Origin of the sequence: Sinorhizobium garamanticum (assembly GCF_029892065.1) — a bacterium.
In the GTDB taxonomy this organism is placed as follows: Bacteria; Pseudomonadota; Alphaproteobacteria; order Rhizobiales; family Rhizobiaceae; genus Sinorhizobium; species Sinorhizobium garamanticum.
Genome location: NZ_CP120373.1, coordinates 2,535,682 through 2,560,744 on the forward strand (window position 1 = coordinate 2,535,682; position 25,063 = coordinate 2,560,744).

At 61.1% G+C, this 25,063-nt stretch carries 27 protein-coding genes; 12 read left to right on the forward strand and 15 right to left on the reverse strand.

The genetic code is table 11. The features are described 5' to 3' along the window. The first annotated feature begins 107 nt into the window (after positions 1–107). From PZN02_RS11785 to PZN02_RS11805, 5 genes are all read left to right on the forward strand, one after another. The gene (locus tag PZN02_RS11785) at positions 108–374 is read left to right on the forward strand and encodes an accessory factor UbiK family protein (protein WP_280658179.1); all 267 of its coding nucleotides are present in this window, start codon (positions 108–110) and stop codon (positions 372–374) included. 558 nt (positions 375–932) lie between these two features. Next, positions 933–1,433 (forward strand): type III secretion system chaperone family protein, encoded by a 501-nt coding sequence (locus tag PZN02_RS11790; RefSeq protein ID WP_173509603.1) that lies wholly within the window; start codon positions 933–935, stop codon positions 1,431–1,433. 1 nt (position 1,434) lies between these two features. Then, positions 1,435–2,253 carry a pyrroline-5-carboxylate reductase gene (gene proC, locus PZN02_RS11795; RefSeq protein WP_280658180.1) on the forward strand — a complete coding sequence of 273 codons (819 nt, stop codon included), beginning with the start codon at positions 1,435–1,437 and terminating at the stop codon, positions 2,251–2,253. Positions 2,254–2,279: 26 nt separating this feature from the next. After that, on the forward strand, positions 2,280–2,621 hold the full coding sequence (locus PZN02_RS11800) for a tRNA-binding protein (RefSeq protein ID WP_280658181.1): 342 nt from the start codon (positions 2,280–2,282) through the stop codon (positions 2,619–2,621). 5 nt (positions 2,622–2,626) lie between these two features. Continuing rightward, positions 2,627–3,190, forward strand: coding sequence for a protein tyrosine phosphatase (locus PZN02_RS11805; RefSeq protein WP_280661472.1), 564 nt, complete (start codon positions 2,627–2,629; stop codon positions 3,188–3,190). Between the two features lie 119 nt (positions 3,191–3,309). Here PZN02_RS11805 and PZN02_RS11810 read toward each other — a convergent pair whose 3' ends face one another. The 3 genes from PZN02_RS11810 to PZN02_RS11820 form a co-directional block, all read right to left on the reverse strand. After that, positions 3,310–4,692, reverse strand: a complete 1,383-nt coding sequence (locus PZN02_RS11810; protein ID WP_280658182.1) for an ATP-binding protein — start codon at positions 4,690–4,692, stop codon at positions 3,310–3,312. 35 nt (positions 4,693–4,727) lie between these two features. Beyond that, positions 4,728–5,429, reverse strand: a complete 702-nt coding sequence (locus PZN02_RS11815; RefSeq protein ID WP_280658183.1) for a response regulator — start codon at positions 5,427–5,429, stop codon at positions 4,728–4,730. A gap of 141 nt (positions 5,430–5,570) precedes the next feature. Next, complete coding sequence (locus PZN02_RS11820) at positions 5,571–6,053, reverse strand: MarR family winged helix-turn-helix transcriptional regulator (protein ID WP_280658184.1); 483 nt, start codon at positions 6,051–6,053, stop codon at positions 5,571–5,573. A 269-nt stretch (positions 6,054–6,322) separates the two neighbouring features. On the opposite strand from PZN02_RS11820, the gene PZN02_RS11825 reads away from it, so the two are divergent. After that, positions 6,323–7,213 (forward strand): branched-chain amino acid aminotransferase, encoded by an 891-nt coding sequence (locus PZN02_RS11825; protein ID WP_280658185.1) that lies wholly within the window; start codon positions 6,323–6,325, stop codon positions 7,211–7,213. Between the two features lie 323 nt (positions 7,214–7,536). Here PZN02_RS11825 and PZN02_RS11830 read toward each other — a convergent pair whose 3' ends face one another. Together PZN02_RS11830 and PZN02_RS11835 are read right to left on the reverse strand one after the other, a co-directional pair. After that, positions 7,537–7,803 (reverse strand): hypothetical protein, encoded by a 267-nt coding sequence (locus PZN02_RS11830; RefSeq protein ID WP_280658186.1) that lies wholly within the window; start codon positions 7,801–7,803, stop codon positions 7,537–7,539. 402 nt (positions 7,804–8,205) lie between these two features. Next, entirely contained in the window at positions 8,206–8,835 is a 630-nt protein-coding gene (locus PZN02_RS11835; RefSeq protein WP_280658187.1) for a DUF1236 domain-containing protein, read from the reverse strand. Positions 8,836–9,049: 214 nt separating this feature from the next. Between PZN02_RS11835 and PZN02_RS11840 the strand changes: the two genes are divergently transcribed. Together PZN02_RS11840 and PZN02_RS11845 are read left to right on the forward strand one after the other, a co-directional pair. After that, positions 9,050–9,211, forward strand: a complete 162-nt coding sequence (locus PZN02_RS11840; RefSeq protein ID WP_280658188.1) for a hypothetical protein — start codon at positions 9,050–9,052, stop codon at positions 9,209–9,211. A 123-nt stretch (positions 9,212–9,334) separates the two neighbouring features. Further along, positions 9,335–9,976 carry an MBL fold metallo-hydrolase gene (locus PZN02_RS11845; protein WP_280658189.1) on the forward strand — a complete coding sequence of 214 codons (642 nt, stop codon included), beginning with the start codon at positions 9,335–9,337 and terminating at the stop codon, positions 9,974–9,976. Between the two features lie 138 nt (positions 9,977–10,114). Here PZN02_RS11845 and PZN02_RS11850 read toward each other — a convergent pair whose 3' ends face one another. The 3 genes from PZN02_RS11850 to PZN02_RS11860 all read right to left on the reverse strand — a co-directional run bounded on the left by PZN02_RS11850 (position 10,115) and on the right by PZN02_RS11860 (position 12,469). Continuing rightward, the gene (locus tag PZN02_RS11850; protein ID WP_280658190.1) at positions 10,115–10,528 is read right to left on the reverse strand and encodes a BA14K family protein; all 414 of its coding nucleotides are present in this window, start codon (positions 10,526–10,528) and stop codon (positions 10,115–10,117) included. A gap of 151 nt (positions 10,529–10,679) precedes the next feature. Beyond that, positions 10,680–10,895 (reverse strand): cold-shock protein, encoded by a 216-nt coding sequence (locus PZN02_RS11855; RefSeq protein ID WP_128442587.1) that lies wholly within the window; start codon positions 10,893–10,895, stop codon positions 10,680–10,682. Between the two features lie 674 nt (positions 10,896–11,569). Next, positions 11,570–12,469 carry a DMT family transporter gene (locus PZN02_RS11860; protein WP_280658191.1) on the reverse strand — a complete coding sequence of 300 codons (900 nt, stop codon included), beginning with the start codon at positions 12,467–12,469 and terminating at the stop codon, positions 11,570–11,572. Between the two features lie 232 nt (positions 12,470–12,701). Here PZN02_RS11860 and PZN02_RS11865 point away from each other — a divergent pair, with 232 nt between their 5' ends. Next, the gene (locus tag PZN02_RS11865) at positions 12,702–13,139 is read left to right on the forward strand and encodes a hypothetical protein (RefSeq protein ID WP_280658192.1); all 438 of its coding nucleotides are present in this window, start codon (positions 12,702–12,704) and stop codon (positions 13,137–13,139) included. 61 nt (positions 13,140–13,200) lie between these two features. On the opposite strand, the gene PZN02_RS11870 is transcribed toward PZN02_RS11865, so the two are convergent. The 3 genes from PZN02_RS11870 to PZN02_RS11880 all read right to left on the reverse strand — a co-directional run bounded on the left by PZN02_RS11870 (position 13,201) and on the right by PZN02_RS11880 (position 17,477). Continuing rightward, the gene (locus tag PZN02_RS11870) at positions 13,201–14,391 is read right to left on the reverse strand and encodes a PQQ-dependent sugar dehydrogenase (protein ID WP_280658193.1); all 1,191 of its coding nucleotides are present in this window, start codon (positions 14,389–14,391) and stop codon (positions 13,201–13,203) included. Between the two features lie 85 nt (positions 14,392–14,476). Continuing rightward, positions 14,477–15,145: a class GN sortase gene (locus PZN02_RS11875; protein WP_280658194.1), complete on the reverse strand. Its 669-nt coding sequence runs from the start codon at positions 15,143–15,145 to the stop codon at positions 14,477–14,479. Then, entirely contained in the window at positions 15,138–17,477 is a 2,340-nt protein-coding gene (locus PZN02_RS11880) for a marine proteobacterial sortase target protein (RefSeq protein ID WP_280658195.1), read from the reverse strand. Before PZN02_RS11880 ends, PZN02_RS11875 begins: the two co-directional genes overlap by 8 nt. Before the next feature lie 427 nt (positions 17,478–17,904). Here PZN02_RS11880 and PZN02_RS11885 point away from each other — a divergent pair, with 427 nt between their 5' ends. Then, positions 17,905–19,107, forward strand: coding sequence for a pyridoxal phosphate-dependent aminotransferase (locus tag PZN02_RS11885; RefSeq protein ID WP_280658196.1), 1,203 nt, complete (start codon positions 17,905–17,907; stop codon positions 19,105–19,107). Positions 19,108–19,275: 168 nt separating this feature from the next. Here the strand turns inward: PZN02_RS11885 and PZN02_RS11890 are convergent, their stop codons facing one another. From PZN02_RS11890 to PZN02_RS11900, 3 genes are all read right to left on the reverse strand, one after another. Further along, a complete protein-coding gene (locus tag PZN02_RS11890; RefSeq protein WP_280658197.1) occupies positions 19,276–19,914 on the reverse strand; it encodes a glutathione S-transferase family protein in 639 nt (212 codons plus the stop codon). A 335-nt stretch (positions 19,915–20,249) separates the two neighbouring features. Continuing rightward, positions 20,250–21,116 (reverse strand): NAD(P)-dependent oxidoreductase, encoded by an 867-nt coding sequence (locus tag PZN02_RS11895; protein WP_280658198.1) that lies wholly within the window; start codon positions 21,114–21,116, stop codon positions 20,250–20,252. 21 nt (positions 21,117–21,137) lie between these two features. Beyond that, on the reverse strand, positions 21,138–21,896 hold the full coding sequence (locus tag PZN02_RS11900) for an SDR family oxidoreductase (RefSeq protein ID WP_280658199.1): 759 nt from the start codon (positions 21,894–21,896) through the stop codon (positions 21,138–21,140). A 118-nt stretch (positions 21,897–22,014) separates the two neighbouring features. Here PZN02_RS11900 and PZN02_RS11905 point away from each other — a divergent pair, with 118 nt between their 5' ends. Beyond that, on the forward strand, positions 22,015–22,905 hold the full coding sequence (locus PZN02_RS11905; protein WP_280658200.1) for a LysR substrate-binding domain-containing protein: 891 nt from the start codon (positions 22,015–22,017) through the stop codon (positions 22,903–22,905). Positions 22,906–22,973: 68 nt separating this feature from the next. On the opposite strand, the gene carA is transcribed toward PZN02_RS11905, so the two are convergent. Further along, positions 22,974–24,179, reverse strand: coding sequence for a glutamine-hydrolyzing carbamoyl-phosphate synthase small subunit (gene carA / locus PZN02_RS11910; RefSeq protein WP_280658201.1), 1,206 nt, complete (start codon positions 24,177–24,179; stop codon positions 22,974–22,976). 326 nt (positions 24,180–24,505) lie between these two features. Here carA and PZN02_RS11915 point away from each other — a divergent pair, with 326 nt between their 5' ends. Next, positions 24,506–24,955 carry a GatB/YqeY domain-containing protein gene (locus PZN02_RS11915; RefSeq protein WP_280658202.1) on the forward strand — a complete coding sequence of 150 codons (450 nt, stop codon included), beginning with the start codon at positions 24,506–24,508 and terminating at the stop codon, positions 24,953–24,955. Positions 24,956–25,063 lie beyond the last annotated feature (108 nt).

Below are 25,063 nucleotides of genomic sequence, written 5' to 3' on the forward strand. Positions count from 1 at the left end.
CCGTCACCCCGGCGCCGTCTTATTTTTCTTGCATCCTTTCGCCGACAACCCTACCTCAATTTCAAGACCGCGCTGCTACGCGCGATGCTGAAATGGAGATCTGGACAATGAGCAATGGAGCCAACCGCATTCTGGACGACTTTGCCAAGCTGATGACCGATGCGGCGGGCGCTGCCCAGGGCGTGCGACGCGAGGTCGAGACCGCCTTCCGCGCGCAGGCCGAAAGCTGGCTGAACTCGCTCGATGTCGTCAAGCGCGAGGAATTCGAGGCGATCAAGGAAATGGCCGTCAAGGCGCGCGAGGAAAACGACGCCCTGCTTGCCCGCATCGAAGCACTCGAAGCACGCCTCGCAGAGACCGGAAACAAAAAGTAACGACCGATTGGCCGGGCCGAGCTCCTTGCGGCTCTGCTCGCTCTGTCTTCGGGGCTGTTCTTGAGTGAGCCAGGTTCATCGGATCGATTCCTGCGGTCTTGGGGCAGAAGACTGTCGCGCGTGTTGCATGATTCCTCAGGTGGGGCTCCGAATTGAGGAAACATGCAGCGATTCAAAGTGCTAGCCGACCTTTGTTTGTCGGAAGAGACGTGCGGCGCTTTAGGGTTAATAAAATCGGAAAAGTTTTCCACCTGTGGACACTGCCAAAAAGTCGTTATGGCAGAGTCGTTTAAGCATCTGTGCTGAATCAAAATCGCAACGCGGGCGTCACTCTTCGCCGCAATTTTTCGCCCGAGGGGCTGGCAGGCTGACTCTGCCGTTATACACTGATTTTAAATGATGATTCGAAACGGATCACGTAAGCTCCGGGCAGGGTAAGTAAGCCAGGATGGCCGTGTGTCCAGCAATCATAGTGTGTCCGTATCTGGTATTGGGTTTGCAGCGTTGCGTCTTGTGAGCGCGATCGTGCACACCTGTGCCGCACCGCTAGGGTGATGCATGAGCCTTTTGGAAATGGAAGTCGAGCGCCAGTCCAACCCGGTCGATATGATCGAGTTCGTTGCCGCCAACAATGACTGGTCGTTCGAGCGATCCGGCGAAGACGAGATCGCCATGACGGTCGAAGGCAAATGGGCGGACTATCACGTTTCCTTCTCCTGGATGGAGGAGTTCGAGGCGCTGCATCTGGCCTGCGCCTTCGACATCAAGGTGCCGGAAGGCCGGGTCAACGAGGTGATCCGCCTGCTTTCCCACATCAACGGTCAGGTGCTGATGGGGCATTTCGATCTCTGGCGCCAAGAAGAAGTCATCATCTTCCGGCAATCTCTCCTGCTCGCGGGCGGCGCGGAACCGACGAATCAGCAGGTCGAGGTGCTGTTGTCGAGTGCGCTCGATGCGTGCGAATCCTATTTCCAGGCGTTCCAGTTCGTCGTCTGGTCCGGAATGGATGCGCAGCGTGCAGTCGATGCGGTGCTGTTCGAAACCGTCGGGGAAGCGTGAGATGGCTCTAGCCGTGTCAGGTCCAATCGTCCTTATCGGCGCCGGCAATATGGGCGGCGCGATGCTTGGCGGCTGGCTAAAGAGCGGCGTCAAGGGCGGCGACGTCCTCGTCATCGATCCAGGTCCGCCGCCGGCGATGGCCAAGCTTATCGCCGACAATGGCGTCAGCCATGCCACGTCCGCGCCGGAAGGCATCAAGGCGGGCGTGATCTTCCTGGCCGTCAAGCCACAGATCATGGATGCCGTATTGCCGCCGCTCAAAGGCCTTGTCGGCCCGGAGACAGTCATCGTTTCCGTCGCCGCGGGCAAGACGCTCCGGTTCATCGAAAGCCATCTCGGTGACGCCGCAATCGTGCGCGCGATGCCGAACACGCCAGCGATTATCGGCCGCGGGGTGACGGGCGCCTACGCGAATGCGCGCGTAACCGAGGCGCAGCGTGGTCTGGTTTATGACCTTCTGAAGGTCAGCGGTCCGGTCGAATGGATCGCGACCGAAGCCGACATCGATGCCGTGACGGCCGTTTCCGGCAGTGGGCCGGCCTATGTCTTCTATCTCGTCGAGTGCATGGCGGAGGCCGGGCGCAAGGCCGGTCTCAAGGCGGACCTCGCCATGCGTCTCGCTCGGGAAACCGTCGCGGGGGCTGGTGAACTCCTGCATCAGTCCCCCGACGAAGCCGCGCAGCTGCGCCAGAACGTAACCTCTCCTGGCGGAACAACGGCCGCGGCGCTCGCCATACTGATGGCCGACGACGGAATGCAGCCGCTCTTTGACAAGGCCATTGCGGCCGCGCGCAAGCGGGCGGAGGAACTGGCCGGATAAATCATCGCGATTTCAAGAGCACGATCATGGCCGAAACCATTTCCTTCGCCGATTTCGAGCGCGTCGACATACGCGTCGGCACGATCATCGAGGCCGAGCCTTTCCCGGAGGCGCGCAAGCCTGCACTCAAGCTGAAGATCGATTTCGGCCCCGAAATCGGCATAAAACGGTCATCGGCGCAAATTACGATTCACTACAAGCCGGAGGATCTCGTCGGACGACAGGTGCTGGGCGTCGTTAATTTTCCGCCGCGCCAGATCGGCCCCGTGCGCTCCGAGGTGCTGACCCTCGGATTTGAAGATGAGGCCGGCGCGATCGTGCTGGCGGCGACCGACAAGCCGGTGCCGAACGGCAAGAAGCTGATGTGAGCAACATGACGATCAACGACGAGATGATCCGCGAACGCGTCAAGGTTTCCTGCCTCTGGCGCGCGACGGAAGTCGCGCGCGAGTGGCGGGCGAGCCATGTGCTCTCGCTTCTCGATCCGGAGTTGCCGGAAACGAACGTGCCGATCATCGCCGGTGTCGCGCACCGCGTCGTGCGCATGCGCGATCAGGAAAATGCCGGCGCGACCCAGCATTTCCCTGATCTCGTCCAGGACGTCTTCGAGGCCATGAGACCGGTCGCCGACGATCGATCGAGCCGTATCCTGGTTCATTGCCATGCCGGCGTCAGCCGCTCGACGGCTTTCGCCTACGGCCTGATCGCCCACCAGTTGGGAGCGGGCAGGGAAGAGGAAGCCTTCGCCGCGCTGCTGACGATCACCCGCAAGCCCTGGCCAAACCGCCGGATCATCGAAATCCTCGATGCCTCCCTCGGCCGCGAGGGCAGGCTGCTTGCCCCGCTCGACGCAATGCGCACTCGCCATCCGCGCCGGATCGATGCATGGCACCGCTTCAATCATCGGCGCGGCCTTACCGCGGCCTATTCACGATAACGGAGCTCTGCTGCATGTTTCCGTAAATCGTACTCGATTTAACGAAACATGCAGCAATTCAAAGTGCTACAGCGTCCTTTGCGCATCTGATAGGACGCGCGGCGCTGTAGAGCGACCGGTCATGTCGGCACGCGCACCGTCGCGCGCAAACCGCCGAGCGGGCTGTCACCGAGGGTGACGTTTCCTCCGTGGCTTCGCGCGATGTCGCGGGCGATCGCGAGACCAAGCCCCGTGCCGGAACTGTCGAGATTGCGGGCCTCGTCGAGGCGGAAGAATGGCTTGAATACGTCCTCCCTGGACCGCTCCGGAATGCCGGGGCCGTCGTCATCGACCGTAATCGTCAGCCACTTGGCACTCTGGCGCGCCTCGATCCGTACCGAATTGGCATAGCGATAGGCATTCGATGCGAGATTGGCGACGAGGCGGGTGAAGGCGGCGGGCCTCACGCGGATGTCGTCTTCTCCTTCGACGGAGGTCGTCAGCGTCTTGCCGTATAACTCCGCCTCGGCCGCAAGGCGGGTCATGAGGTCGCTGAGTTTCAGCTGGCCGACGTCCTCTTCCGCCTCGCCCCGAGCGAAGGCCAGGTAGCCCTCGAGCATGTTCTGCATGTCCTCGACGTCCTGGTTGAGGCTTTCGAGGTCGGGATTGTTGCCGGCGAGTGCGAGCTGCAGCTTGAAGCGCGTGAGGATGGTGCGCAGGTCGTGGCTGACGCCGGTCAGCATTGCGGTCCTTTGCTCGATCTGGCGCTCGATCCGTTCGCGCATGAGGATGAAGGCAAGGCCGGCGCGGCGGATTTCCTCGGCGCCGCGCGGCGCGAAGTCATCGATCTTCTGGCCTTTCCCGAAATTTTCGGCGGCGCTCGCCAGGGCCAGGATCGGCCTGATCTGCCCGCGCAGGAAGAGGATCGCGATCGTCAGCAACACGAGCGAGGCGCCGACCATCCAGACCAGGAAGATATGGGTGTTGGATGCATAGGCCTGGTTGCGCCGCGCATAGACCCTGAGGATACGGCCATCATCGAGCTTGATACGGATCTCGACGATCTTCGAGTTGCCGACCGTGTCGATCCAGAAGGGGCGGCGGATCTTTTCCGAAATCTCCTCGCTGAGGATCTGGTCGAGGATTTCGAAGAAGGGCTTGGGGCGTGGCGGCGGCAAATCACCGCCGGGCTCGACGGCAATGTTGAGATTGAGCTGTTCACGGGCGATGCGCACGATCTGGTTGATATCGCCATCGCGCGGAAACGTCGTGATCAGATCGACGATTGCAGCTATGTCGCTGGTCACGGCGGCCGAGAGGCGTTGCGTGACGAGCTGCCAGTGGCGCTCCATGAAGACGAAGGCGACGACCGACTGCAGCAGCACCATCGGGATGATGACGATCAGCAGCGAACGTGCATAAAGGCCGATCGGCAGGCGGCGGCGCAACCACCGCGCCAGGCGTTTCCAGGCACCGTCGGCGGGGCCTGTTCTTTCGCGCCTGATGCTGTCAAAGCTCGCCATGAGTCTCTGCCGTGCTTGCCGGAATATTCCGCATGTCAGTCCACACTCAGCCGGTAGCCGATGCCGCGTACCGTCTGAAGCCAGATCGGGTTGGAAGGGTCGTCCTCGATCTTGCGCCTCAGTCGGTTGATTTGCACGTCGATTGTCCGCTCACCGACCTCGGCATCGTCTCCAATCAGTTCATGCCGGGGAATGGTCTCCCCGGCGCGTTGGGAGAACAGAGTCATGATCTCCTGCTCGCGGTCGGTCAGCCGGATATGATCGGCGCCGCGACGGAGCTCTTTACGCACCACGGAGAAGGTGTAGGGACCGAAAATGACCTGATCGACCTTGGGCGCCTGTGCCGGCTGGTTGCGGCGCAGGATGTTGTTGATCCTGAGCACGAGTTCGCGCGGCTCGAAGGGCTTCGGCAGATAGTCGTCCGCACCGGCCTCAAGGCCCTCGATGCGCGAATTCGATTCCGCCAGCGCCGTCAGCATGATGATCGGCACCGTCTTGATCTGCCTCAGGCTCTGCGTCAGTTGAACGCCGCTCTCGCCGGGCATCATCACATCGACGATCAAGAGGTCGAAATCGATGCCGATCAGCTTGCGCCGCGCCTCGTCGGCATCGGCCGCCGTCGTCACCCGGAAACCTTGCTCGACCAGGTAGCGGTTGAGCAGGTCGCGAATCCGTCGATCGTCATCGACGATCAGGAGATGCGCCGCATCGTCGGAGACTTTCGCTTTTACTGTCATGGCTCGACTACCCTCATTTTCCGCAAGCCGGGCTGGCTGGATCGCGCATTCAAGCAGATGCGCGACGGCCGCCCAATTCCCTGATTCCAGGGGCCGTCCGCTTCGCTCGAATGAAGCTCAAGACGCAGGCCCCCATGAAAATCAGTCCGCGGCGGCATTCTTCATGTTGGCGAGAAAACGCTTCACGGTTTCACGCGCGCCGGGACCCGTTTTTGCCAATGCCTCGGCTATGCGGCGGGACTGTGGCTCCGCAAGCGCCCGAGCCAGCGCCTTGCCTTCCTCCGTGGTGTAGAGCATTCGCTGTCGTCTGTCCTCAGGGCCGGTTACCTGCCGAATATAGCCGGAATCGATGAGCTGCTTCAAAACGCGTGCGAGGCTCTGCTTGGTGATCTTCAACGTATCGAGAAGGTCGGCAACGGTCATACCAGGCTCGCGGTTGACGAAATGCACGACGCGGTGATGTGCGCGGCCAAAACCGCTCTTTTCGAGTATGGCGTCCGGGTCACCGGTGAAGTCGCGATAGGCAAAGAACAGCAGTTCGATGATCTCGAAATCTATCGTGTCCTCCTCATCACCGACAACTTCGGTCAGGTACTCGGTCTTGTCCTTGGGTCGGCCGGGCACGCAGTCATTTCCTTTCAACCAAATTGCACTTCACGAAATATATCGCAAAATATGTCAGTTTTGTTGACATATTTTTACGCCATTGATAGCGATCGGCTCGCCGGGCGAGACATCGGGGCCTGGTGTCGCCGTTGGAGGATAGGCCGCGCGTTTCAGTTCGCAAATCCAAATCGTGAAATTGAATTCTCCCTCAGTCTGTTTGCCGATAAACTGGAAACAGCAAGATAATCAACAGTAGATATGGTGCATACGCGCCGGAGGATAATACCATGGCAGCTATTCCCTATGATCAGTTGGACGGTGAAATCTGGTTCAACGGCGAGTTCGTGCCCTGGAAGGATGCCAAAATACATGTGCTGACGCATGGGCTGCACTATGCGAGCGCGGTCTTCGAAGGCGAGCGCGCCTATGGCGGGCGCATCTTCAAGCTTACGGAACACAATCAGCGGCTTCACCAGTCTGCGGCCATTCTGGGCTTCAAGATTCCCTATTCGGTCGACGAACTCGACAGTGCCAGCAACGAGTTGCTGAAGCGCCAGGGTTTTTCCGAGGCCTATGTCCGCCCGATCGCCTGGCGCGGCAGCGAGCAGATGGGCGTCTCCGCCCAGAACAGCCGCATCAACGTCGCCATCGCCATCTGGCAATGGGGCAGTTATTTCAATCCGGCAGAGAAGTTGAAGGGCATTCGCCTGGATATTGCGGAGTATCGTCGTCCCGATCCACGAACCGCCCCGTCGAAGTCCAAGGCCGCAGGCCTCTACATGATCTGCACGATCTCCAAGCATGCGGCAGAAGCCAAAGGCTATGCGGACGCTCTGATGCTCGATTGGCGCGGCCAGGTGGCCGAGGCGACCGGCGCCAACATCTTCTTCGTTAAGGACGGCGTTCTGCATACGCCGGTGCCGGACTGCTTCCTGGACGGAATCACGCGCCGGACGGTCATCGAGCTTGCCAAGCGCCGGGGCTACGAGGTGGTCGAACGGGTAATCATGCCGGAAGAGCTTTCCGGTTTTTCCGAATGCTTCCTGACCGGTTCGGCCGCTGAGGTCACTCCGGTATCGGAGATCGGCCCCTATCGCTTTGCGCCTGCCGCGATCACCGAAGCGTTGATGAGCGACTATACGAAGGAAGTTAATCCGGTCGCCGCAGCGGCGGAATAGGTTACGACGACGCGCGTCTTGTCAGACGCCACGCTACACGACAGTAGCGTGAGGCGTTTGGCGCACGCCTTCTTGCCGTCATCCCTGTGACAGGCACAGGGATGAGAGCGGTGCCGAAAAGCCTTTTAAACCCAATGGCTTGGGCGTCTACACTGCAATCAGAAACAGAAAAGGCGACTTGCGGCCGCCTTTTGTCTTGCTACCGATATCGCTAACGCATGTCGCCCGAAAGTGTGCAGCGGTTTCGGGACAACGACATGCAAGCAAAGACCTAAAGCGCGTCGCCTGGCTCCCGTTAAAATGCGACGCGCTTTAGGAAGACATCATGCTGTTTTTCCGAGGAACTGTCCAACGATGCCGCTCAGCACGCCGCCGCCGACAAGGCCGCCAATTGCCTGCATGACAAGGCCGGTGGCTGCCGCTTCCCCGCCCAGCATCTGGATCAGGAAGCCGCCACCGACACCGCCAATGGCTCCTACGATCGTGCGCGCCACAACCCCGAATGCCTGCTGCTTCAGCATGGCGCTGGCCGCGTTGCCGCCAGCTGCCCCCGCGATTAACTGGGTAATGATAGGCATTAATGCTTCCATTGAACCCTCCGTGTGCGGCCACCGTCCAAGAGCCGCGATGCGCCGATGATCCGGCAAGGACAGGTTGAGACCGAAAGCGGAAACTGTCAATTTCGCCGTCGAGGGTTGTGCGGAGGCGGGTGGCCCTGAGCGGTGCTTGGGAAGCTGCACGAAAAGTTACTGCAGTGCCTTGATCTATATTGTTATTTACTTGCCTTCTGGTGCTGGCGGAAGGAATTGGCGAATAGCAAAAGGTGCTTTTGGTAGAAGAAATCCGAGTAATTCCCAGCGCGCGCCAACTTCTTCTCTGGTAGGAAACGCATATTTGCGCGTGATTCGGCGAATCATTCCCTGTGCAGCGCCCTGACGCTAGTGCGCTGCCTCATGTTGGGTGAGGAAGAGCAGGTCGTATCCTCGATTGTGTCAGCGATAGACGTAAACGATACGCCGTGTCGCCGGTTCTACCAGCACGGGCTGTCCGTTGATGGTGACATAATTGTATGCGTAATCCGGAATCTCGCGGACTGCGACCGTACTCGGCAATGCCGCGCCGATAACGGGCTCGCCTTCGAGGTAAACCGTATCGGTGGGATTTGCGGTGATATACGTGCGCACCGCCGGAGGCGGCGTGATGGCATCAACCTGTTCGACCGGACCGATCAGTTCCAGCGGTTCTGCGGTGGTCGCGACCGCCGGTTCACCAGGCTGTACTTCATAGGTCACGGCCGGAATGCCGAGGTCAGCGCGACGCTGCTCTATCACAACGGTGGACCCGCCGACATCAGTTGCGAGATATCGGGCATAGGCCCAGCCGCGCACGCCATTGACGCTGACCTGACACCAATTGCTGCCTTGGATGCATCCCTCGAGGATCGCAGCGCTGCCGCGGGTTGCAAGGCCGATTGTCGGATATTGTGGCCCCGGGCCTGCGCGGATGTTGAGGTCCGTAACGGCGGTTGCGCTCATTGCTGCATAGCCCGTCGAGATGCCGGCGGCGAGCATCAAACCCGCTGCCGCAACCGCTCGAAACAGATGGGTGGAGGGGGTCTTCATCGTCTTGCTCCTATTGCGTGATGGAGGCGAAACGCCTCGTAGAGCCGGGATGTTCCCCCCGTGACATCACGAAGTGCGAAGATGAGACACATTGCTCCCACGTCGGCGATCGAACCGATACGGCCGGCCGGCTCGACTGTCGAAAGGCCGCGTGAAATTCCGATATTTTCCCGTCCGCGGAAGGGGCGGTCCGTTGCAATCCGAGGGTGATGAAATGGAGCAGGAACTCATCCATGAAGGCAGGATAACGGCCCAAAGGCTTCGCCCGTTGGTGATTGTCGTCGTGGCGTCGAAGCTGGCGGTATTGGCCCTGCTGCTGACGACAGTGCAATTCTCTTCGCCTCCACCGGCACCGGAAATCGCCGCGTTGCGCTGAATTGGGCTGTCATCCTGCCCATATGTCGCTATAGGTGGCCGCGGAACGGATTAAGATCGGGTTGGGACGCGCGGGGTTACGCCGGCATTTCACCCAAACGATCCGAAAGCAAGGCGAGGTCGCATGTTACAGGCGGGTATTATCCCGGTTACACATTTCGAGCAGAACTGTACGGTCCTGTTCGACAGTGAAACCAAGGAGGGCGTCGTCGTTGATCCGGGCGGTGACGTCGACATCATCCTTCAGACCATTCGTGAGAACGGCATCACCCTGAAAGCAATATGGCTTACGCATGGCCATATCGATCATGCCGGCGGCGCCAAGGAATTGAAGGAAGCGCTGGGCCTCGAGATCATCGGTCCGCACAAGGACGACCAGCCCTTGCTCGAGCGATTGGAGAGCCAGGCGGAACGCTTCGGCTTGACGATGAAGGTACAGAACGTCCTGCCGGACCGGTGGCTCGAAGACGGCGATACCGTTTCCTTCGGCGATCATGTTTTCGAGGTGCTGCATTGCCCGGGCCATGCGCCGGGCCACGTGGTCTATTTCAACAGGACGCAGAACTTCGCCCATGTCGGCGACGTGCTCTTTCACGGTTCGATCGGGCGCACCGACTTGCCCGGCGGCAATCACCAGCAACTGCTTGCCTCGATCCGAGACAAGGTCCTGCCGCTTGGCGACCATGTCGGTTTCATTTGCGGTCACGGTCCGGGCGGGCAGATCGGCGAGGAACGCCGCAGCAATCCCTATCTCAGAGGTCTCTGACACTGCAGCGCCGCGCGTCTGATCGGACGCGCATAGGTCGCTGTAGAACTTTGAATCGCGCCACAGTTGACCGTCAGAATCAAAATGGCACACACCTCGCATAAGGCGTGTGCCATTGTTCAGACTGTCGCGCCCCGATCAGCCGGCGGTGCAGAAATGGCTGCGGCCGTCATAGCCGACGAAGGTGCCGCTGTCCGGATCGAACGAGCGGTAGCGCTGCGAGCAATAGCGGTACCAGGCCGGCGTCCAGGGTTCGATACCGTAGCTTTCGACAGCGACCCGGCGATAGACCGGGCGGGCCTGATAGACCGGCCGGGCTCGGTAGACCGGACGCGGCTCATAATATTCGGGTTCCGGATCGACATAGACCGGCTCGCTGTAGTAGCGCGGCTGCGAGGCGATCGCGCCGCCGATGAGCGTGCCTGTGACCAGGCCTACGGCGCCCGCTGCCCATGCATCATCGTGATCTCCTGCTTGGGCGGTACCGAAGGTCGGGAGTACCACGGTGGCTGCGGCAACCGAGAGGACAGCGGCTTTGATGAATTTGTTCATGGGCTTCAATCCTATGCATTGGGCCGGAATCAGTTCCGGTTTTCATCATGAGCGGACTTTATGGTGCCCAAACTGAACGGAGCCTGAATGAAAAAACCCGGCATGATTGCCGGGCTGCAACTTAAACTTATATGTTTCAGCAGAGGCCGTATCAGCCGGCGATCTGCAGGTTGACCGCCTTCGGGCCTTTGCCGCGGCGATCCGGTTCGGTGTCGAAGCTTACCTTCTGGTTTTCCGTAAGGCCGCTCAGGCCCGAAGCCTGCACGGCAGAAATATGTACGAAGATGTCTGCACCACCGTTGTCAGGCTTGATGAAACCAAAGCCCTTGTCAGTGTTGAAGAATTTTACAGTGCCAGTTTCGGCCATGCGTCAGGTCCTTTTCTCTCCACCCGCTTGACGGAGCGGGCAGCATTGCAGTTTTGCCCAAAATGGGCGTGGGGGCAGGCAGTTCTCGAAATTTGAGGAAAGGGTCCTGTTATCGCGACCAGCCATTAAGAAGGGAAAACAAGCCTCCCCCCGGTCTGGCCGCCCGGAGTGGCTTGCGTCTCCGGCCCGCTTATAATTCAAGATCTTCCCATGTTCGCAGATTGCCCGAACACAGTAAGAGTGATGGGTTTATTTTGAATTGGCAAGCAAAACTTTTCTGACGAGGTATTGCCGCTTGTCATTGCTCAAAAACCGATCAGTTGCCATGCTGGCGCGGGATATTCTGAACGTATCGCAAGCTGTTGAAATCACAGCTTTTTGAACACAGTTGTGGCGGGACTGGACAATTTGCGTCATATTTTGTCGCTCTCGATCATGCCGCGACTGTGCGCAATTTCGTTCGAGGAATCGCAAGCGCCTGATATGTCTCATGTTCCGCATGCGGCAATGCTCCGCCGCCAAACTTTGCAGAAAATCTACAGGAAATGCTGCAAAGTTCGCGCGGCCGCGCCCGGCGGTCTCATTCCGAAGCAAAATAGGCGCTATTGGACAGTAATAAGTAATACCGTAAGTTCAGATTGCGCGCAGCACAGAAAATTCTTGCTGTGGTCGAATCAAGCGGCTGCTTCCGCCTCCTGGCGCCGTTTCGCCAGTTCCGGAATGAGTTCGACCGCCAGCATCGCCGCGAAAATGACCGCGCAGCCGAGATAGCCGATCGGCGTGATGACCTCGCCAAGCAGCAACACGCCGAAAAGGGCAGCGAACAGGGCTTCGCTCGACAGGAAGATTGCCGCCTGCGGTGCCGTCGTGTAGCGCTGGCCGACAACCTGGCAGATGAAGGCGACGCCGCTCGAAAAAACGCCGGCGTAAAGAATCTGGGGCAGGGCGTTTTCGATCACCTCGAGGCTTAAGGGTTCGGTGAAGGTTGCGAGCAGGCAACCAAGCACGGCGCAGACAGCGAATTGCACCATCGACAGCAGCATCGGACGACCGGTATCGGAGGCGAAGATGCCGACGAGCAGCATCTGGATTGCCCAGAAGAGCGCGCAGATGATCGTCAGAAGATCTCCTCCGGTCAGGCTCGAAAGGGCCCCACCGCTCAGGAGGAAGATGCCGAAGGTCGCAAGCAGGGCGCCCGGCCAGATAACCCAATGCGGCTTGCGGCGCAGGAACACGACGGTCAATATCGGTACGAAGACGACGTAGAGCCCCGTCAGAAAGCCGGAATTGGTGACGCTGGTGGTCAGAAGTCCGAACTGCTGCGTCACCGCGCCGCCGAAGAGCGCCAGGCCGATGAAAATAAAGTTGCGAATCGACTTTTGCGGAAGCGGCGTCTTGGCGAGCCTTCCTTCGACGAGCGCCAGCGGCAGCGCGACGATCGTCGCGATCGCGAAACGCAGGCTAATGAACCAGAGCGGGCCGATTGCCTCCATCGCCGTCGATTGAGCGACAAAACCGGCGCCCCAGATCGCGCCGGAAAACAGCAGGAAAAGATTGGCCTGGAGGCGAGTCACGGCTGTGCTCCCGGATCATGATGGATTTGGATCGAGGCAATCCAAAGCCACGCCGCTCCGGTGATTGCAAAGCCGCTCTATCAGTTGCGTTTTTGCCGGGCAAGCCTCATCCTCCGCCTCCGCGAGGGGGAAGACTGGCGATATGACGATGGCGCTCGACAAACAAATTCCGCTGCCAAGAGGCGAGCGGCGCCCTGTGACCCGTTCCGACGGCCGGCACCCGGCGTGACCGATGGGCGACACCGGCTATTCCGGAACGCCACTGACAAAAAAGCTCGGCCTGCGCGACGGGCAGGCCGCCCTGCTTCTCGCCGTTCCGGCCAACCTTCCTGAAATTGCCGCCTTTCCCGGTTTCGCACGCGTCGACACGTCGATCGGCCGGATCGCCTCACGCCGCTATGACTACATCCATATCTTCGAAACGGACCGGACCGCGGTCGAAAGCCGGGCCGGCGCGGTCGCGGCGCGGCTGAAGGCCGATGGAATGCTCTGGGTCTCGTGGCCGAAACGGGCCTCGGGCGTTGCGACGACCCTGACCGAGAATGCCTTGCGCGAGATATTTCTGCCGCTCGATCTCGTCGATGTGAAGGTCTGCGCCATCGACCAGGTTTGGTCGGGGCTCAAATTCATGTTTCGCAAGGAGGTGCGGGCGTCGCTTCGAAGGGGCTGAAACGACGCAATTCCCGACGGAAAACCGTCACGCACTTTTCCAGGAGTTGCTCTGAACGCTGTTACTGCGTCGGAGACTTGGAGACCCGGAGAACAGCGCCATTATCTTCGTCGGTCACCATCAGCAACGCGCCGTCCGGCGCTACGATCACGTCCCGGATGCGGCCAAATTCGCCCTCGAACAGTCGTTCCTCGGAGGTGATCGCGCCGTTTTCGTCTCTCTCCAGCCGAGCGAGCAGCTGGTATTTCAGCGCCGCGACCAGGAGGTCGCCGTCCCATTCCGGAAACATGCTGCCGCGATAAACGGCGAGCGCCCCCGGGGCGATCGACGGATCCCAATAGTAGAGCGGCTGTTCATAACCCTCCTTGGCCGTGCCTTCGCCGATTTCTGCGCCTGAGTAGTCCTTCCCATAAGTGATCACCGGCCAGCCGTAGTTCTTGCCCGGCTGCGGGTTGTTCACTTCATCACCGCCGCGCGCGCCGTGTTCGACGGTCAAGAGCTTGCCGTCGCCCTGGTCGAAGGTGATGCCTTGCGGATTGCGGTGCCCTTTCGACCAGATCTCGGCCCGACCTTCGGTGCCGCCGCGATAGGGGTTGGACGCCGGAATGCTGCCGTCGGGATTGATGTGCAGAATGGCGCCGGCATGGTCGCGCGGGTCCTGGGCGCGGTCAGGTTGACCACGATCCCCAATGCCGAAGAACAGGCTGCCGTCCTTGTCGATGGCGATGCGCGAGCCGAAATGCTGGCCCCCGCCGGTGAACTTGCTCATCCGGAACAGTTCCTTCACATCGGTCAAGCGCCGTTGGTCGTCGGAGAGGGCCGCTCGAACAAGCACCGTGCCATAGCCATCGCCGTCACTGGCGGAATAGGTCAGGTAAAGCACGCGGTTGTTGGCGAATTGTGGATCGAGGGCGACATCGAGCAATCCGCCCTGGCCGCGAGCGGCGACATCGGGTACGCCGTCGATCGGGTCGGAAAGTTCGCCGTCGCGCAGGATGCGCAGCCGTCCCGGGCGCTCGGTGACGATGAGGCCGCCGTCCGGCATCACCTCGACGGCCCAGGGATGACGGAGACCGGTCGCGAGCGTTTCGACAAGCACTGTGCCGGTCTGGGTCGAAAATTCCTGCGCCCGCTGTGCGGTCGCCGCCTGCGGGGCGACGAGGCAAAGAAAACCAGAAAGCAGAGGGGCCGCAGATCGCGCCAAAAGGGTTGGGGTGTTCGTCAAACCTGCCCTTAAGAGCGAGCGCCACATGGCATTCTCCGGATTGCGCTTTCAGTTCCCGGGTAAGCTGGGGCGCAGGCCCGAGCCTTTCAAGTCAAATCGGATCAAAACGGCTTTATCGGGAGATCGAGCCGGTGGTGAGCGGAACCGCGCGTTGCTCGCCCACGAGTTCGGCGTTGACGATGTAGCGCATCGGCCCCTGTTCGACGGCGTCGAAAGGCCAGCAGGTGGCGAGTGCAAGGTTGCGTCCGCTGGCCGACGCGTTGATGCCGCTTTCGTCCCAACGGGCGACACGGCCTTCGCCGGCACGGAAAATGAAGCGGCGGCCATCCTTGCGCGTCAGCACCAGGAGGTCACCGGGGTTCACGTCCTTCAGCCAGCGGAAATGCGTGTCGCGATGAGCGGCGATAACGGATGTTCCTTCATCGCCCGGGAGCGGCGTGTTGGCGAGCCAGGCGGGGCCAAAGGCAAGAGCCTCGCCGCTTGCTCCGGCAAGCACGATTGCGGAGCGGTTGATGCGCGGTGCGGAGATTTCCGCCGCGGTCTCGAAATCCGCCCAAGGCCAGGGCCTGCCGTCGGCGGCGCCGCGAAGCTGTTCTTCGAAACTCTTTCGCAACAGGACCTGCGAAACCTCGGCCTTGGCCTTCATGTAGAAGCCCTTGCCGATCAGCAGAAGGCCGGCAAGGGCAATGAGGGCGATGATCGCCACGACGATCGTTTCGATCGCCGACAGCCTGGCAAGGAATCCGCCACGCTGGCCGGACAGGTCATCGTCGTCAGCCATGGCGGTGAACCCTTGCGACAATGAACGCGGCGATCTGCTGCCGCCAGAGAGCGAAGGTCGTGCCGGCCAGGAGCGCGATGGCGAGCAGCATCAGGCCGATCAGAATCTGTCTGTCAGCCTCGGTTGCCGTCTGCGGCAGATTTACCTCGTTGTTCGCCTCGGCGATCAGGCTTGCGGCACGCGCCGTCGGCGCTGCCGCCATGCGGTCGGCGACGAGCATGGCGCGTTCGCTCCGGTTGCCCGCCGCCGCCTCGCGCTCATCGATCTTGCCGGGTTCGGCCGGGTCCTCGCCAAAGACCTTGCCGAAATCCCATCCTTCCGGGAGGTTCAACGGTACCTTGGCGCCTGAGAGTGGTTCTCCGGCCGGGCGGGAAGGACTGACGTCGACTGCGACAAGGCTGGTGACGCGCGACACGAGATGATGCGCCAGCGCGACGGTCTCGATCTGCCGGCCGAGCTCGGACGGGTCTGCGATTGCGGCGCCGCTCGCTTCGAGATCGTCGATCTTGCGGCGCGCCCAGAGCTTGGCGATGCCATCGCCTGCCGCCGCCTTGGCGATATCCATCTCGACGCGCCAGGGTTGGTCTCCCGCCTTGCCGACGATCCTGAGCTTGCCTTCCGGCGCCGTGCCGGCAAGTTCCGCCGTCAGCACCACCGGCTCGCCGCGGTAAAGGTCGGGCATCGGGTCGGGGGTGATGTCTGCTGCGGCGACACCGTCGAACGCGGCAGAAATTTCGGTCATGACCGGGCTTTCGAGTTTCTCGAAGAGCTCGACCATGCGGGTGGCGACCTCGCTCTCGGAGCCGATCAGGGTGAAGGTGCCGCGGCCATACTCGGCGGCCTTGGTCATGAAATGGCTGTTGGGAGCGGAGCCAATCCCGACGGTAAAGACGCGCGCATCACCGCGGTTGTTGCGGATCTCGTCGAAAAGCTGGCTCTCGTTGCCGATGGCGCCGTCGGTAAGGAAAATCACCTGGCGCAAGGCACCGGGTTCCACCGCTCCCTGGGTGCGAAGTGCCGCTTCCAGCGCCGGCAACATTTCGGTGCCGCCATCGGCCGTAAGCGCGCGCACGAAGGCGATGGCATCCTCGCGCTTGTCCGGCGTGGCGGCGACGAGTTCGGGAAAGTGCACTGTCATCGTGTCGTCGAAGCGGATGACGTTGAAACGGTCATCGTCGTCCAGACGCGAAATCGCTAGCGCCAAGCTCTCTTTGGCCTGTTCCATTGACGGGCCGGCCATAGAGCCGGAATTGTCGATGACGAAAACAACCTCGCGCCTGACCGCCTTGCCAGTCTCGACGGCGGACGGCGGCGTCACAAAGGAAAGCAGATAGGTTTTGCCGCCTACCGTCTCGCGGAAGAGACCGGCATAGGGGTTCTTGCCCTCGATCGCCTTCCAGCTCAGTTCGAAATCCTTGTCGGCCGGAACACTGCCGCTTTTCAGGGTGATCCGGCGGCTGAGTTCGTCGAGTGATGCGGTTTCGATCTCGTGATAGGGCGAGGTCACACTTGCGATCGGAAAACCGGCCTTGAGGTTGACCGTGAGGGTTACGGGATTGACCTTGGCGTTTTCCTTCGGATCGAGTATCGGCGCCTCGATCTTCTCCCGATCCGGAACAGGCTCGCTCACGGCATAGCCGCTGCGGCCGTCGATATCGACCGTGTTGACGATCGGCTGTGGATTGTAACGAGGCGCGACGACCATCGGGAAGCGGAAGGAAAAGCCTCCGTTGGACTGGCGAACGCCGCTCTGATACTCGATCTGCACGACGATGGTTTCGCCTGGGCCGATATTGGCGACCTGGTTGGTGAAGATGTTCGGCCGCTGCTGCTCGAGGAGCGCGGCCTTCTTGCCCTCGGCCTTTGCCTGTTCGTAGATTTCCTTGGCCTCGGCACGCGGCTTGATCTTTCCCTCTATGAAGCGATCGCCGATCTGCATCTTCAGCGTATCGACGGCGGAGTCCTCGGGGAGCGGAAAGACGTAGGTGCCCTCGACCCATCCCTTGCTCGGGTTTTCGAAGCGCTGGGTGACGCGGGTGCGCATGACGGGGCCGTTGACGTTTATCTCGACGTCGGTTGCCAGCCGTGGCGCCTCAACGAAATAGCCAGGTTCCCTGGAGGGAAAGAGCAGCGCACCGGTCCCCATGTCGTTCGGGCGGACGTAGCCCGCCAGCCGCTGCGGTCTGGGTTCGGCCGTTTGAGCCGAGGCCTGTGCCAATAGGCCGAGGACCATCACGATGCAGGCTGCAAGTGCGGCGAGCGCCAGATAGAAGCCCCAGCGCGCCTCGTTGCGCCGGGTGCGCGCAGCGGCGATTTCGTCGTCGAGAAACATTGCATACCCCCACGATGCGAATGCATTCACGTCATGGTAGAAAAGGCCCGGAAATCGGCTCTTGCAGGACTAAATTGCGGCGTTCCGCGACAGTTGTTGTGACCAAATTAAGGCATTGCAGAAACCGGCAAAACACGCTGATTTCTTTGAAGAAAATCTGGAGCCCCGGACGTCCGTTTCTGTTGTCAATTTTCCTGCCGCGCGGCCCGCTGGCCGCGAGCTGGCAATGGCTTTGTCCGATCGATCACCTCGATGGCATTTATGAAACTTTGTCATGGTGACGCATTTTGCGCGGCTTTGCCGCCGTTTTTGCCGCTCGAGCGCTTGCAAGACCGGGCTTCTTTCGACATAGACCTAACCGCTATGGAGCCTGACTTTCCGTTCCGTAGCGCTTCACGCTGTTTCGAAACGATCAGGACCTCACACCATGGCCTTCCTTGCCGATGCCCTTTCCCGTGTAAAGCCTTCCGCCACCATCGCCGTTTCGCAGAAAGCCCGTGAGCTGAAAGCGAAAGGCCGTGATGTCATCGGCCTCGGTGCAGGGGAGCCGGACTTCGACACGCCGGACAACATCAAGAAGGCCGCGATCGATGCGATCAACCGCGGTGAGACGAAGTACACGCCCGTTTCCGGCATCCCGGAACTGCGCGAGGCGATCGCGAAGAAGTTCAAGCGTGAGAACAATCTCGACTACATCGCGGCGCAGACGATCGTCGGCACCGGCGGAAAACAGATTCTTTTCAACGCCTTTATGGCGACGCTGAATGCCGGCGATGAAGTCGTGATTCCGGCGCCTTACTGGGTCTCGTATCCGGAGATGGTGGCGCTGTGCGGCGGCACGCCGATCTTCGTCGCGACCAAGCAGGAAGACAATTTCAAGCTGAAGCCCGAGGACCTCGAAAAGGCCATCACGCCCAAGACCAAGTGGTTCGTCTTCAACTCACCGTCCAACCCTTCCGGTGCTGCCTATTCGCATGACGAGCTGAAGGCGCTGACGGACGTGCTGATGAAGCATCCGCATGTCTGGGTGCTGACCGACGACATGTACGAGCACCTGACCTATGGCGACTTCAAGTTTGCCACGCCGGTCGAGGTCGAGCCCGGCCTTTACGAACGCACGCTGACGATGAACGGCGTCTCCAAGGCCTATGCCATGACCGGCTGGCGCATCGGCTATGCCGCAGGCCCGCTGCAGTTGATCAAAGCGATGGACATGATCCAGGGCCAGCAGACCTCGGGCGCCACCTCCATCGCGCAGTGGGCCGCTGTCGAGGCGCTCAACGGGCCGCAGGATTTCATCCCGCGCAACAAGGAGATCTTCCAGGGCCGCCGCGATCTCGTCGTCTCGATGCTGAACCAGGCCAAGGGCATTTCCTGCCCGACGCCGGAAGGCGCCTTCTACGTCTATCCGTCTTGCGCCGGCCTCATCGGCAAGACCGCGCCGTCGGGCAAGGTCATCGAGACGGACGAGGACTTCGTCTCCGAGCTTCTGGAAGCGGAAGGTGTCGCGGTTGTCCATGGTTCGGCCTTCGGTCTCGGCCCGAACTTCCGCATCTCCTACGCGACTTCGGAAGAACTGCTCGAAGAGGCGTGCAGTCGCATCCAGCGCTTCTGCGCCGCCTGCCGGTAAGAACCGCCTTTTGCCGCAAACCAAGGGCCCGCCGATGCCGGCGGGCTTTTTGCTGCGCTCACAAGGCGATTCAACGACTTGCCAATCCGATTCAGGCGACGGTTCTATCGCGTTGAAATCGGAATCAATTTCCAGCGCCTGAGGCGATCGTGGGGGCAATGCGTGCAGTCACGTCGTAGGTCGTGTCGCCCGCATGCTCGGTCTGTCCGCCATTCGAGACCACCACGATGCGAGATTAGGATAGTCCTTGATCAGGGCGCGTCCTTCCGGAGCCATCAGGAAATAGTCGAACATCGAAGCGGCATGCAGATCGGCCAACGTCAAGCTGTCGCCGGTGAACCAAAGCGCATCCTTCATGAGATCGCTCATCGCTTTGAGACACCTTGCTGCCTTGGGGAGATTTTCGGCGATGCATGCTTCATCGGCAAAGCCGACCCTGGCGCGCTTCGATACCCGCTCGACGTAAATGCCCCAAACCAGAACCCGGTAGGCATAGCCATCCATTATACTGATGATCTGATTGACGCGGGCGCGCCGTTTCAGGTCGGAAGGCTGAAGGTCGGGCCCTTCAAAGGTTTCATCGATATAGCGCGTTATCGCGCCCGTCTCATACAACTGAAAGCCGTCGTGTTCGAAGGCCGGAATGCGGCCAAACGGGTGTCGTTGAAGATAGTCGGAAGGCGGACCGCCGTCAGCAAAGACGTCGATCGGCACGAGGTCGTAACCAATGCCTTTTTCTTCCAGCGTCAACCGAACAGTTCTGACGTAGACGCTATAATCAGCGCCGAAGACAAGAGGCTTTGCCATTGTCTGTTCCCGACAGCGTATTCCGCGAAAGCCCCGATCAAGGCGGCGACTTCGCGCCAGATTTCCGCAGCACCGTGCCCGGTGCATTCTATCGCTACTTGCATGTTTCCTTAAATCGTAGCGGATTTAGGGATAAAACATGCAGGAATTCAAAAGCTACAGCGTCCTTCGCGCGTCTGATAAGACGCGCGGCGCCGTAGGCACGTCAAGCGTCCGACCTTTCAAGAAATCTCTGACGTGAAAAACCTCCGAGCAGGCCCCGCTGACGGGGCCCTTGTCGCTCACAAAGCGATTCAACGACTCCAATCCTTCAGGCGACGGTTCTGGAATCGGATTCACTTTTGTCTCCGGATTGTCTCGATCACACCCGAGATGTCGTCGCTACCGTGACCGTCGGCGACACGGCGGGCGGCGAGCCGCAGCATCGGCTCCATGAAGTCCGGCGCAACGCCCTCTTCACGGCTCGCCCTGACGATGTTGTCGAGGGCAATCTTTTGCATCGCCAGGTTCGAGACAACGTTTTGGTCGTGCCGGCCGCTATCGACCTTGTCCGCCAAGTCCGGCAGCGTGCCGCTCATCGCCTGAAGCCAAGGCAGGAGCAGCGGCAGGAAATCGACCGCCTTGCCGCCGCCGCTCGTCACCAGCGCGCTGGCATGCATGAAGCCGGAGAAGAGGCCATACATTCCTGAAAGCAGGGCGAGATCGTAGAGCGGCGCGAGGCCCGGATCATCGCCGAGATAGTGGCTTGCCGCGAGCGCGTCGAGCGCCGCCTTGTGCCCTTCGAACAATGCCGCCGAGCCGCTATAGAGAATCAGCGCGCCATCATCGCCGATCATCGGCGGGATCGCCATGATGCCACCGTCGAGATAAGCCGCGCCTCTGGCCTGCAGGAACGCGGCGAGGTCCTTCGCCTCGCCCGGCGTGCCATTGGTCAAGTTGACGAGATCGCGGTTGGCAAGAACCGGCTCCGCTTCGGCGAGGATTGCGCGGGCGGCGGGGTAGTCGACGACGCAGAGGATCGTCAGGTCGCTGTTCGCGATTGCTTCGGCGGGGCTCGCGGCCACGGTTGCGCCGGCCGAGGCGAGCGGCTCGCTGCGTGAGGCCGTCCGGTTCCAGACCGTCACCGAGTGACCTTTTCGGATGAGGGTCATGGCAAGGGCCGCACCCATTGCGCCAAGGCCGAGGATGGAAATTCTACTCATGGAGTTCTCCTTTGGCGCGTCTTAAGCGACCGAAAGCTTCTGGCCAAGGCCGCCATCGACGGCGAGCTTTGCGCCGGTGGTGAAGGTGGCCTCGAAGGCGAGGAACAGGACGGCGCGCGCCACTTCGTCGGCGGTGCCATTGCGCTTCATCGGCGTGATCGTGTCGCCGAGAGCCTTGAACTCGGCGCGCTCGGCATCGCTGAGGCCAAGCACGCCCTTGGTCGGCGTATCGATGAAGCCGGGGCTGACTGTGTTGACGCGGATGCCGCGCGGCAAGAGTTCGGCCGCGAGCACGGAGGCGAAGGAGGCGAGCGCTGCCTTGGTGGCGCTGTAGACGCTCATGCCCGGATGCCCGCCTTCGTCGGCAACCGACGAAGTGAAGACGATCGAGCCGCCGTCGCGGATAAGTGGCGCGAGCCGCTGGACGGTGAAGAAGGCACCCTTGGTGTTGACCGCGAACTGGCGATCGTAGGAGGCCTCGGTCACCTGGTCGAATGGCTCGAGCTCCGAAACGCCGGCATTGACGTGGAGAAGGTCGATCGCGCCGAGCTTCTGGCCGACGGCGGCGCCGAGAACCGCGATATCGTTGAGATCGGCGATGTTGGAGCGCAGGGCGTGGACGCGCGTGCCAAATTTCTCCCTCACTTTTGCGAGGTTGTCCTCGTTGTTTCCGGTCAGCAGCACTTCCGCGCCGCCATCGACCAATCGTGCGACCGTCGCCAGTCCCATGCCATGGGTGCCGCCAATCACAACGGCTTTCTTACCTTCGTAGATTATCATGATGTCTTCCTCGTCGGTTCCAATAAAGGATGAGGAAGAGATGCATTTATGGACGAGTTTGTGCTAGATGGCCTGATGTGAACTTATCATCTGCAGATGTGGACGATGGACCGGTAAAATGGCAAACCTTAATGACTTCATGCTCTTCGTCCACGTCGTAGATCACGAGGGCTTCGCATCGGCGGCGCGCGCGCTCAAGCTACCGAAATCGACGCTTAGCAAGCGTGTGGCGGAACTCGAAAAGGCACTTGGCGTTCGGCTCATCAACCGCACGTCGCGCCGTTTTGCAGTGACCGAGACGGGGGAGGATTTCTACCGTCACGCGGCGGCTATGCTCATCGAAGCGGAAGCGGCCGAAAGCGTGGTGAAAGGCAGGCTCGCCGAGCCGAGCGGGGCGGTCAGGATCACCGCCTCCGTTCCGACGGCGCAGCTTTCGCTCGCTCCGCTGTTGCCCGCGTTTGCGCTCGCGTATCCGAAGGTTCGCGTCATTCTGCATACCACCGACCGCTTCGTCGATATCGTCCAGGAAGGATTCGACCTGGCGGTCCGCGATCATTTCGCGCCGCTGCCGGACTCTGCTCTCGTGCAGCGCCGGGTCGGCTCACAGGCGATCTGGTTCGTCGCCGCGCCGGCCTATCTGGCGGCGCGGGGCGAGCCGAAGCATCCGGACGACCTCGATGGCCACGACGGTCTGCTGACTTCGCTTGCATCCGAGGGCTGGACGGCAACGGATGCAACGGGGGCGCAGGCGGCCGCCAGGCCGCAGCCACGTTTCGTTGCGGATGAATCCCGTGTGCTGCGCGAGGCGGCCCTTGCCGGACTCGGGATCACCGCACTCCCGGGTAAACTTTGCGCGGCCGAAATCGCCGATGGCACGCTCGTCCGTATTCTACCGGAGTGGATCGCAGGGACGGTGACGACGACGATCCTGATGCCGCACCGGCGCGGGCAGTTGCCGTCCGTGCGCGCCGCCGTCGATTTCATCGCGGAGCGCCTCGGCGAAGCCTGACGGGCAGACCGGTACCCCGAAAGCAAAAGGCCCGCAGCGAGCGGGCCTTTGTGAAAGCGGTGGTATTCTCAGCGTTCGGCGAGCGCCGGTTCACCCTTCTTCTCGCGCACGAGATTGAGGAAGCGGCGGAAGAGATAGTGGCTGTCCTGCGGGCCTGGCGAGGCTTCCGGATGGTGCTGGACCGAGAAGACCGGCTTGCCGTTGACGCGCAGGCCGCAGTTGGTGCCGTCGAAGAGCGAAATGTGAGTCTCCTCGATGCCTTCCGGCAACGACTTCGAATCGACCGCGAAGCCGTGGTTCATCGAGACGATCTCGACCTTACCGGTGGTGTGATCCTTGACCGGATGGTTGGCGCCGTGGTGCCCCTGGTGCATCTTCTCGGTCTTGGCGCCGAGCGCCAGCGCCAGCATCTGGTGGCCGAGGCAGATGCCGAAGACCGGAATGTCGGTCTTCAGGAGGTCCTGGATCACCGGAACAGCGTATTCGCCGGTTGCGGCCGGGTCGCCCGGGCCGTTGGAGAGAAAGATGCCGTCCGGTTGCAGTGCCAGAACCTCTTCTGCGCTGGTCTGTGCGGGGACGACCGTCACCCGGCAGTTGAGACCGGCGAAGAGCCGCAAGATGTTGCGCTTGACGCCATAGTCGAGGGCCACGACGTGATAGGCGGCGTCGGTTTCGCCGAGCGTCGAGTAGCCCTCGTTCCACACCCAGGGCTTTTCGTTCCAGCGGGACGACTGGCCGGAGGTTGCGACCTTGGCGAGGTCGAGGCCTTCAAGACCGCTCCAGGCTTTGGCCTCGGCCTTCAGCTGATCGATGTCGAAGACGCCGGCGGGGTCGTGGGCAATGACAGCGTTCGGCATGCCGTTTTCGCGGATCCAGGCGGTCAGCGCGCGCGTGTCGATGCCGCAAAGGCCGATGATGCCGCGCGCCTTCAGCCAGGTGTCGAGGTGCTTGGCGGCGCGGTAGTTGGAGGGTTCGCTGATGTCGGCCTTGAAGATGACGCCGACTGCGCCGTGGCGGGCGGCCGGCGTCAGGTCCTCGATATCCTCGTCATTGGTGCCGATGTTGCCGATATGCGGGAACGTGAAGGTGACGATCTGGCCGAGATAGGAGGGGTCTGTCAGGATCTCCTGGTATCCGGTCAGCGCCGTGTTGAAGCAGACCTCGGCTTGAACCTTGCCGGTCGCGCCGATGCCCTTGCCTTCGATCACCGTGCCGTCGGCCAGAACGAGAAGGGCGGTGGGTTTCTGGGTTGTCCATGCGGGTGTCGCGGTCATCGTTCCTATCCCGTTGCGGCGGAAAGCGCGGCTTGAAAGCCGGTAGGTTCATCGCCATTTCAAGTGCATGCGGCATGGCGCGCGGGAACCCCGCGAGAAAAGGTTTCATGCCGATGTCGTGCAGGTGCCGGAAAATAGCCAAAGGCTTCGATCGGGTCAACCGGCCGCCGTAAATTGTGAGGAAATAAAGTTCCTTATAATTCAAATGGTTGCGTAATCCGTTTGATTGCACCTGCCGCACTGGTTTAAGACGACGACAACAACGACGTAATCGAACCGGTTCCGGGCACAAGCACCGCGGGCCGGTTTCGACATGGAGTAAAGACATGCGCGACCAACTCGCGGACGCATTGAAAGAAGCACTCAAAGCCAAGGACACGCGGCGCACATCGACCGTCCGGCTGATCCAGGCGGCGATCAAGGACCGTGACATTGCCAATCGCGGCCAGGGCAAGGACCCGGTCGGCGATGACGAGATCATGCAGATCCTCGCCAAGATGATCAAACAGCGCGAAGAATCCGCCCGCATTTACGACGAGGGCGGCCGCCCCGAGCTCGCCGAGCAGGAACGCCAGGAAATTGCCGTCATCAACCAGTTCCTGCCGGAACAGCTTTCCGAGGACAAGGTGAAGCAGGCCTGCGCCGCCATTGTCCAGGAGACGGGCGCCCACGGCCTTCGCGACATGGGCAAGTGCATGAACGCGCTGAAGGAGCGTTATCCCGGCCAGATGGACTTCGCCAAGGCCTCCGGTCTTGTCAAGGAACTGCTGAAGTAAGCCCGCGCCCGCTTTGCAGCGGGCGTATCGCCTTCCACGCCGGCGCCGACCGGCTTCATCTTCGAGCCTCGGCGCGCGGTATCTACCCTGTGAATTGCGGGTACCACG

What these genes read in the sequence shown, in the direction of transcription:
- PZN02_RS11830 (WP_280658186.1), bottom strand. Translation starts at nt 7,803, where the DNA reads ATGGAAGCATTAATGCCTATCATTACCCAGTTAATCGCGGGGGCAGCT.
- PZN02_RS11815 (WP_280658183.1), bottom strand. Translation starts at nt 5,429, where the DNA reads ATGACAGTAAAAGCGAAAGTCTCCGACGATGCGGCGCATCTCCTGATC.
- PZN02_RS11880 (WP_280658195.1), bottom strand. Translation starts at nt 17,477, where the DNA reads ATGTTTCTCGACGACGAAATCGCCGCTGCGCGCACCCGGCGCAACGAG.
- PZN02_RS11790 (WP_173509603.1), top strand. Translation starts at nt 933, where the DNA reads ATGAGCCTTTTGGAAATGGAAGTCGAGCGCCAGTCCAACCCGGTCGAT.
- PZN02_RS11785 (WP_280658179.1), top strand. Translation starts at nt 108, where the DNA reads ATGAGCAATGGAGCCAACCGCATTCTGGACGACTTTGCCAAGCTGATG.
- PZN02_RS11800 (WP_280658181.1), top strand. Translation starts at nt 2,280, where the DNA reads ATGGCCGAAACCATTTCCTTCGCCGATTTCGAGCGCGTCGACATACGC.
- PZN02_RS11915 (WP_280658202.1), top strand. Translation starts at nt 24,506, where the DNA reads ATGCGCGACCAACTCGCGGACGCATTGAAAGAAGCACTCAAAGCCAAG.
- PZN02_RS11890 (WP_280658197.1), bottom strand. Translation starts at nt 19,914, where the DNA reads ATGGCAAAGCCTCTTGTCTTCGGCGCTGATTATAGCGTCTACGTCAGA.
- PZN02_RS11810 (WP_280658182.1), bottom strand. Translation starts at nt 4,692, where the DNA reads ATGGCGAGCTTTGACAGCATCAGGCGCGAAAGAACAGGCCCCGCCGAC.
- PZN02_RS11825 (WP_280658185.1), top strand. Translation starts at nt 6,323, where the DNA reads ATGGCAGCTATTCCCTATGATCAGTTGGACGGTGAAATCTGGTTCAAC.
- PZN02_RS11905 (WP_280658200.1), top strand. Translation starts at nt 22,015, where the DNA reads ATGGCAAACCTTAATGACTTCATGCTCTTCGTCCACGTCGTAGATCAC.
- proC (WP_280658180.1), top strand. Translation starts at nt 1,435, where the DNA reads ATGGCTCTAGCCGTGTCAGGTCCAATCGTCCTTATCGGCGCCGGCAAT.
- carA (WP_280658201.1), bottom strand. Translation starts at nt 24,179, where the DNA reads ATGACCGCGACACCCGCATGGACAACCCAGAAACCCACCGCCCTTCTC.
- PZN02_RS11845 (WP_280658189.1), top strand. Translation starts at nt 9,335, where the DNA reads ATGTTACAGGCGGGTATTATCCCGGTTACACATTTCGAGCAGAACTGT.
- PZN02_RS11805 (WP_280661472.1), top strand. Translation starts at nt 2,627, where the DNA reads ATGACGATCAACGACGAGATGATCCGCGAACGCGTCAAGGTTTCCTGC.
- PZN02_RS11850 (WP_280658190.1), bottom strand. Translation starts at nt 10,528, where the DNA reads ATGAACAAATTCATCAAAGCCGCTGTCCTCTCGGTTGCCGCAGCCACC.
- PZN02_RS11855 (WP_128442587.1), bottom strand. Translation starts at nt 10,895, where the DNA reads ATGGCCGAAACTGGCACTGTAAAATTCTTCAACACTGACAAGGGCTTT.
- PZN02_RS11835 (WP_280658187.1), bottom strand. Translation starts at nt 8,835, where the DNA reads ATGAAGACCCCCTCCACCCATCTGTTTCGAGCGGTTGCGGCAGCGGGT.
- PZN02_RS11875 (WP_280658194.1), bottom strand. Translation starts at nt 15,145, where the DNA reads ATGGCTGACGACGATGACCTGTCCGGCCAGCGTGGCGGATTCCTTGCC.
- PZN02_RS11895 (WP_280658198.1), bottom strand. Translation starts at nt 21,116, where the DNA reads ATGAGTAGAATTTCCATCCTCGGCCTTGGCGCAATGGGTGCGGCCCTT.
- PZN02_RS11900 (WP_280658199.1), bottom strand. Translation starts at nt 21,896, where the DNA reads ATGATAATCTACGAAGGTAAGAAAGCCGTTGTGATTGGCGGCACCCAT.
- PZN02_RS11870 (WP_280658193.1), bottom strand. Translation starts at nt 14,391, where the DNA reads ATGTGGCGCTCGCTCTTAAGGGCAGGTTTGACGAACACCCCAACCCTT.
- PZN02_RS11840 (WP_280658188.1), top strand. Translation starts at nt 9,050, where the DNA reads ATGGAGCAGGAACTCATCCATGAAGGCAGGATAACGGCCCAAAGGCTT.
- PZN02_RS11885 (WP_280658196.1), top strand. Translation starts at nt 17,905, where the DNA reads ATGGCCTTCCTTGCCGATGCCCTTTCCCGTGTAAAGCCTTCCGCCACC.
- PZN02_RS11865 (WP_280658192.1), top strand. Translation starts at nt 12,702, where the DNA reads ATGGGCGACACCGGCTATTCCGGAACGCCACTGACAAAAAAGCTCGGC.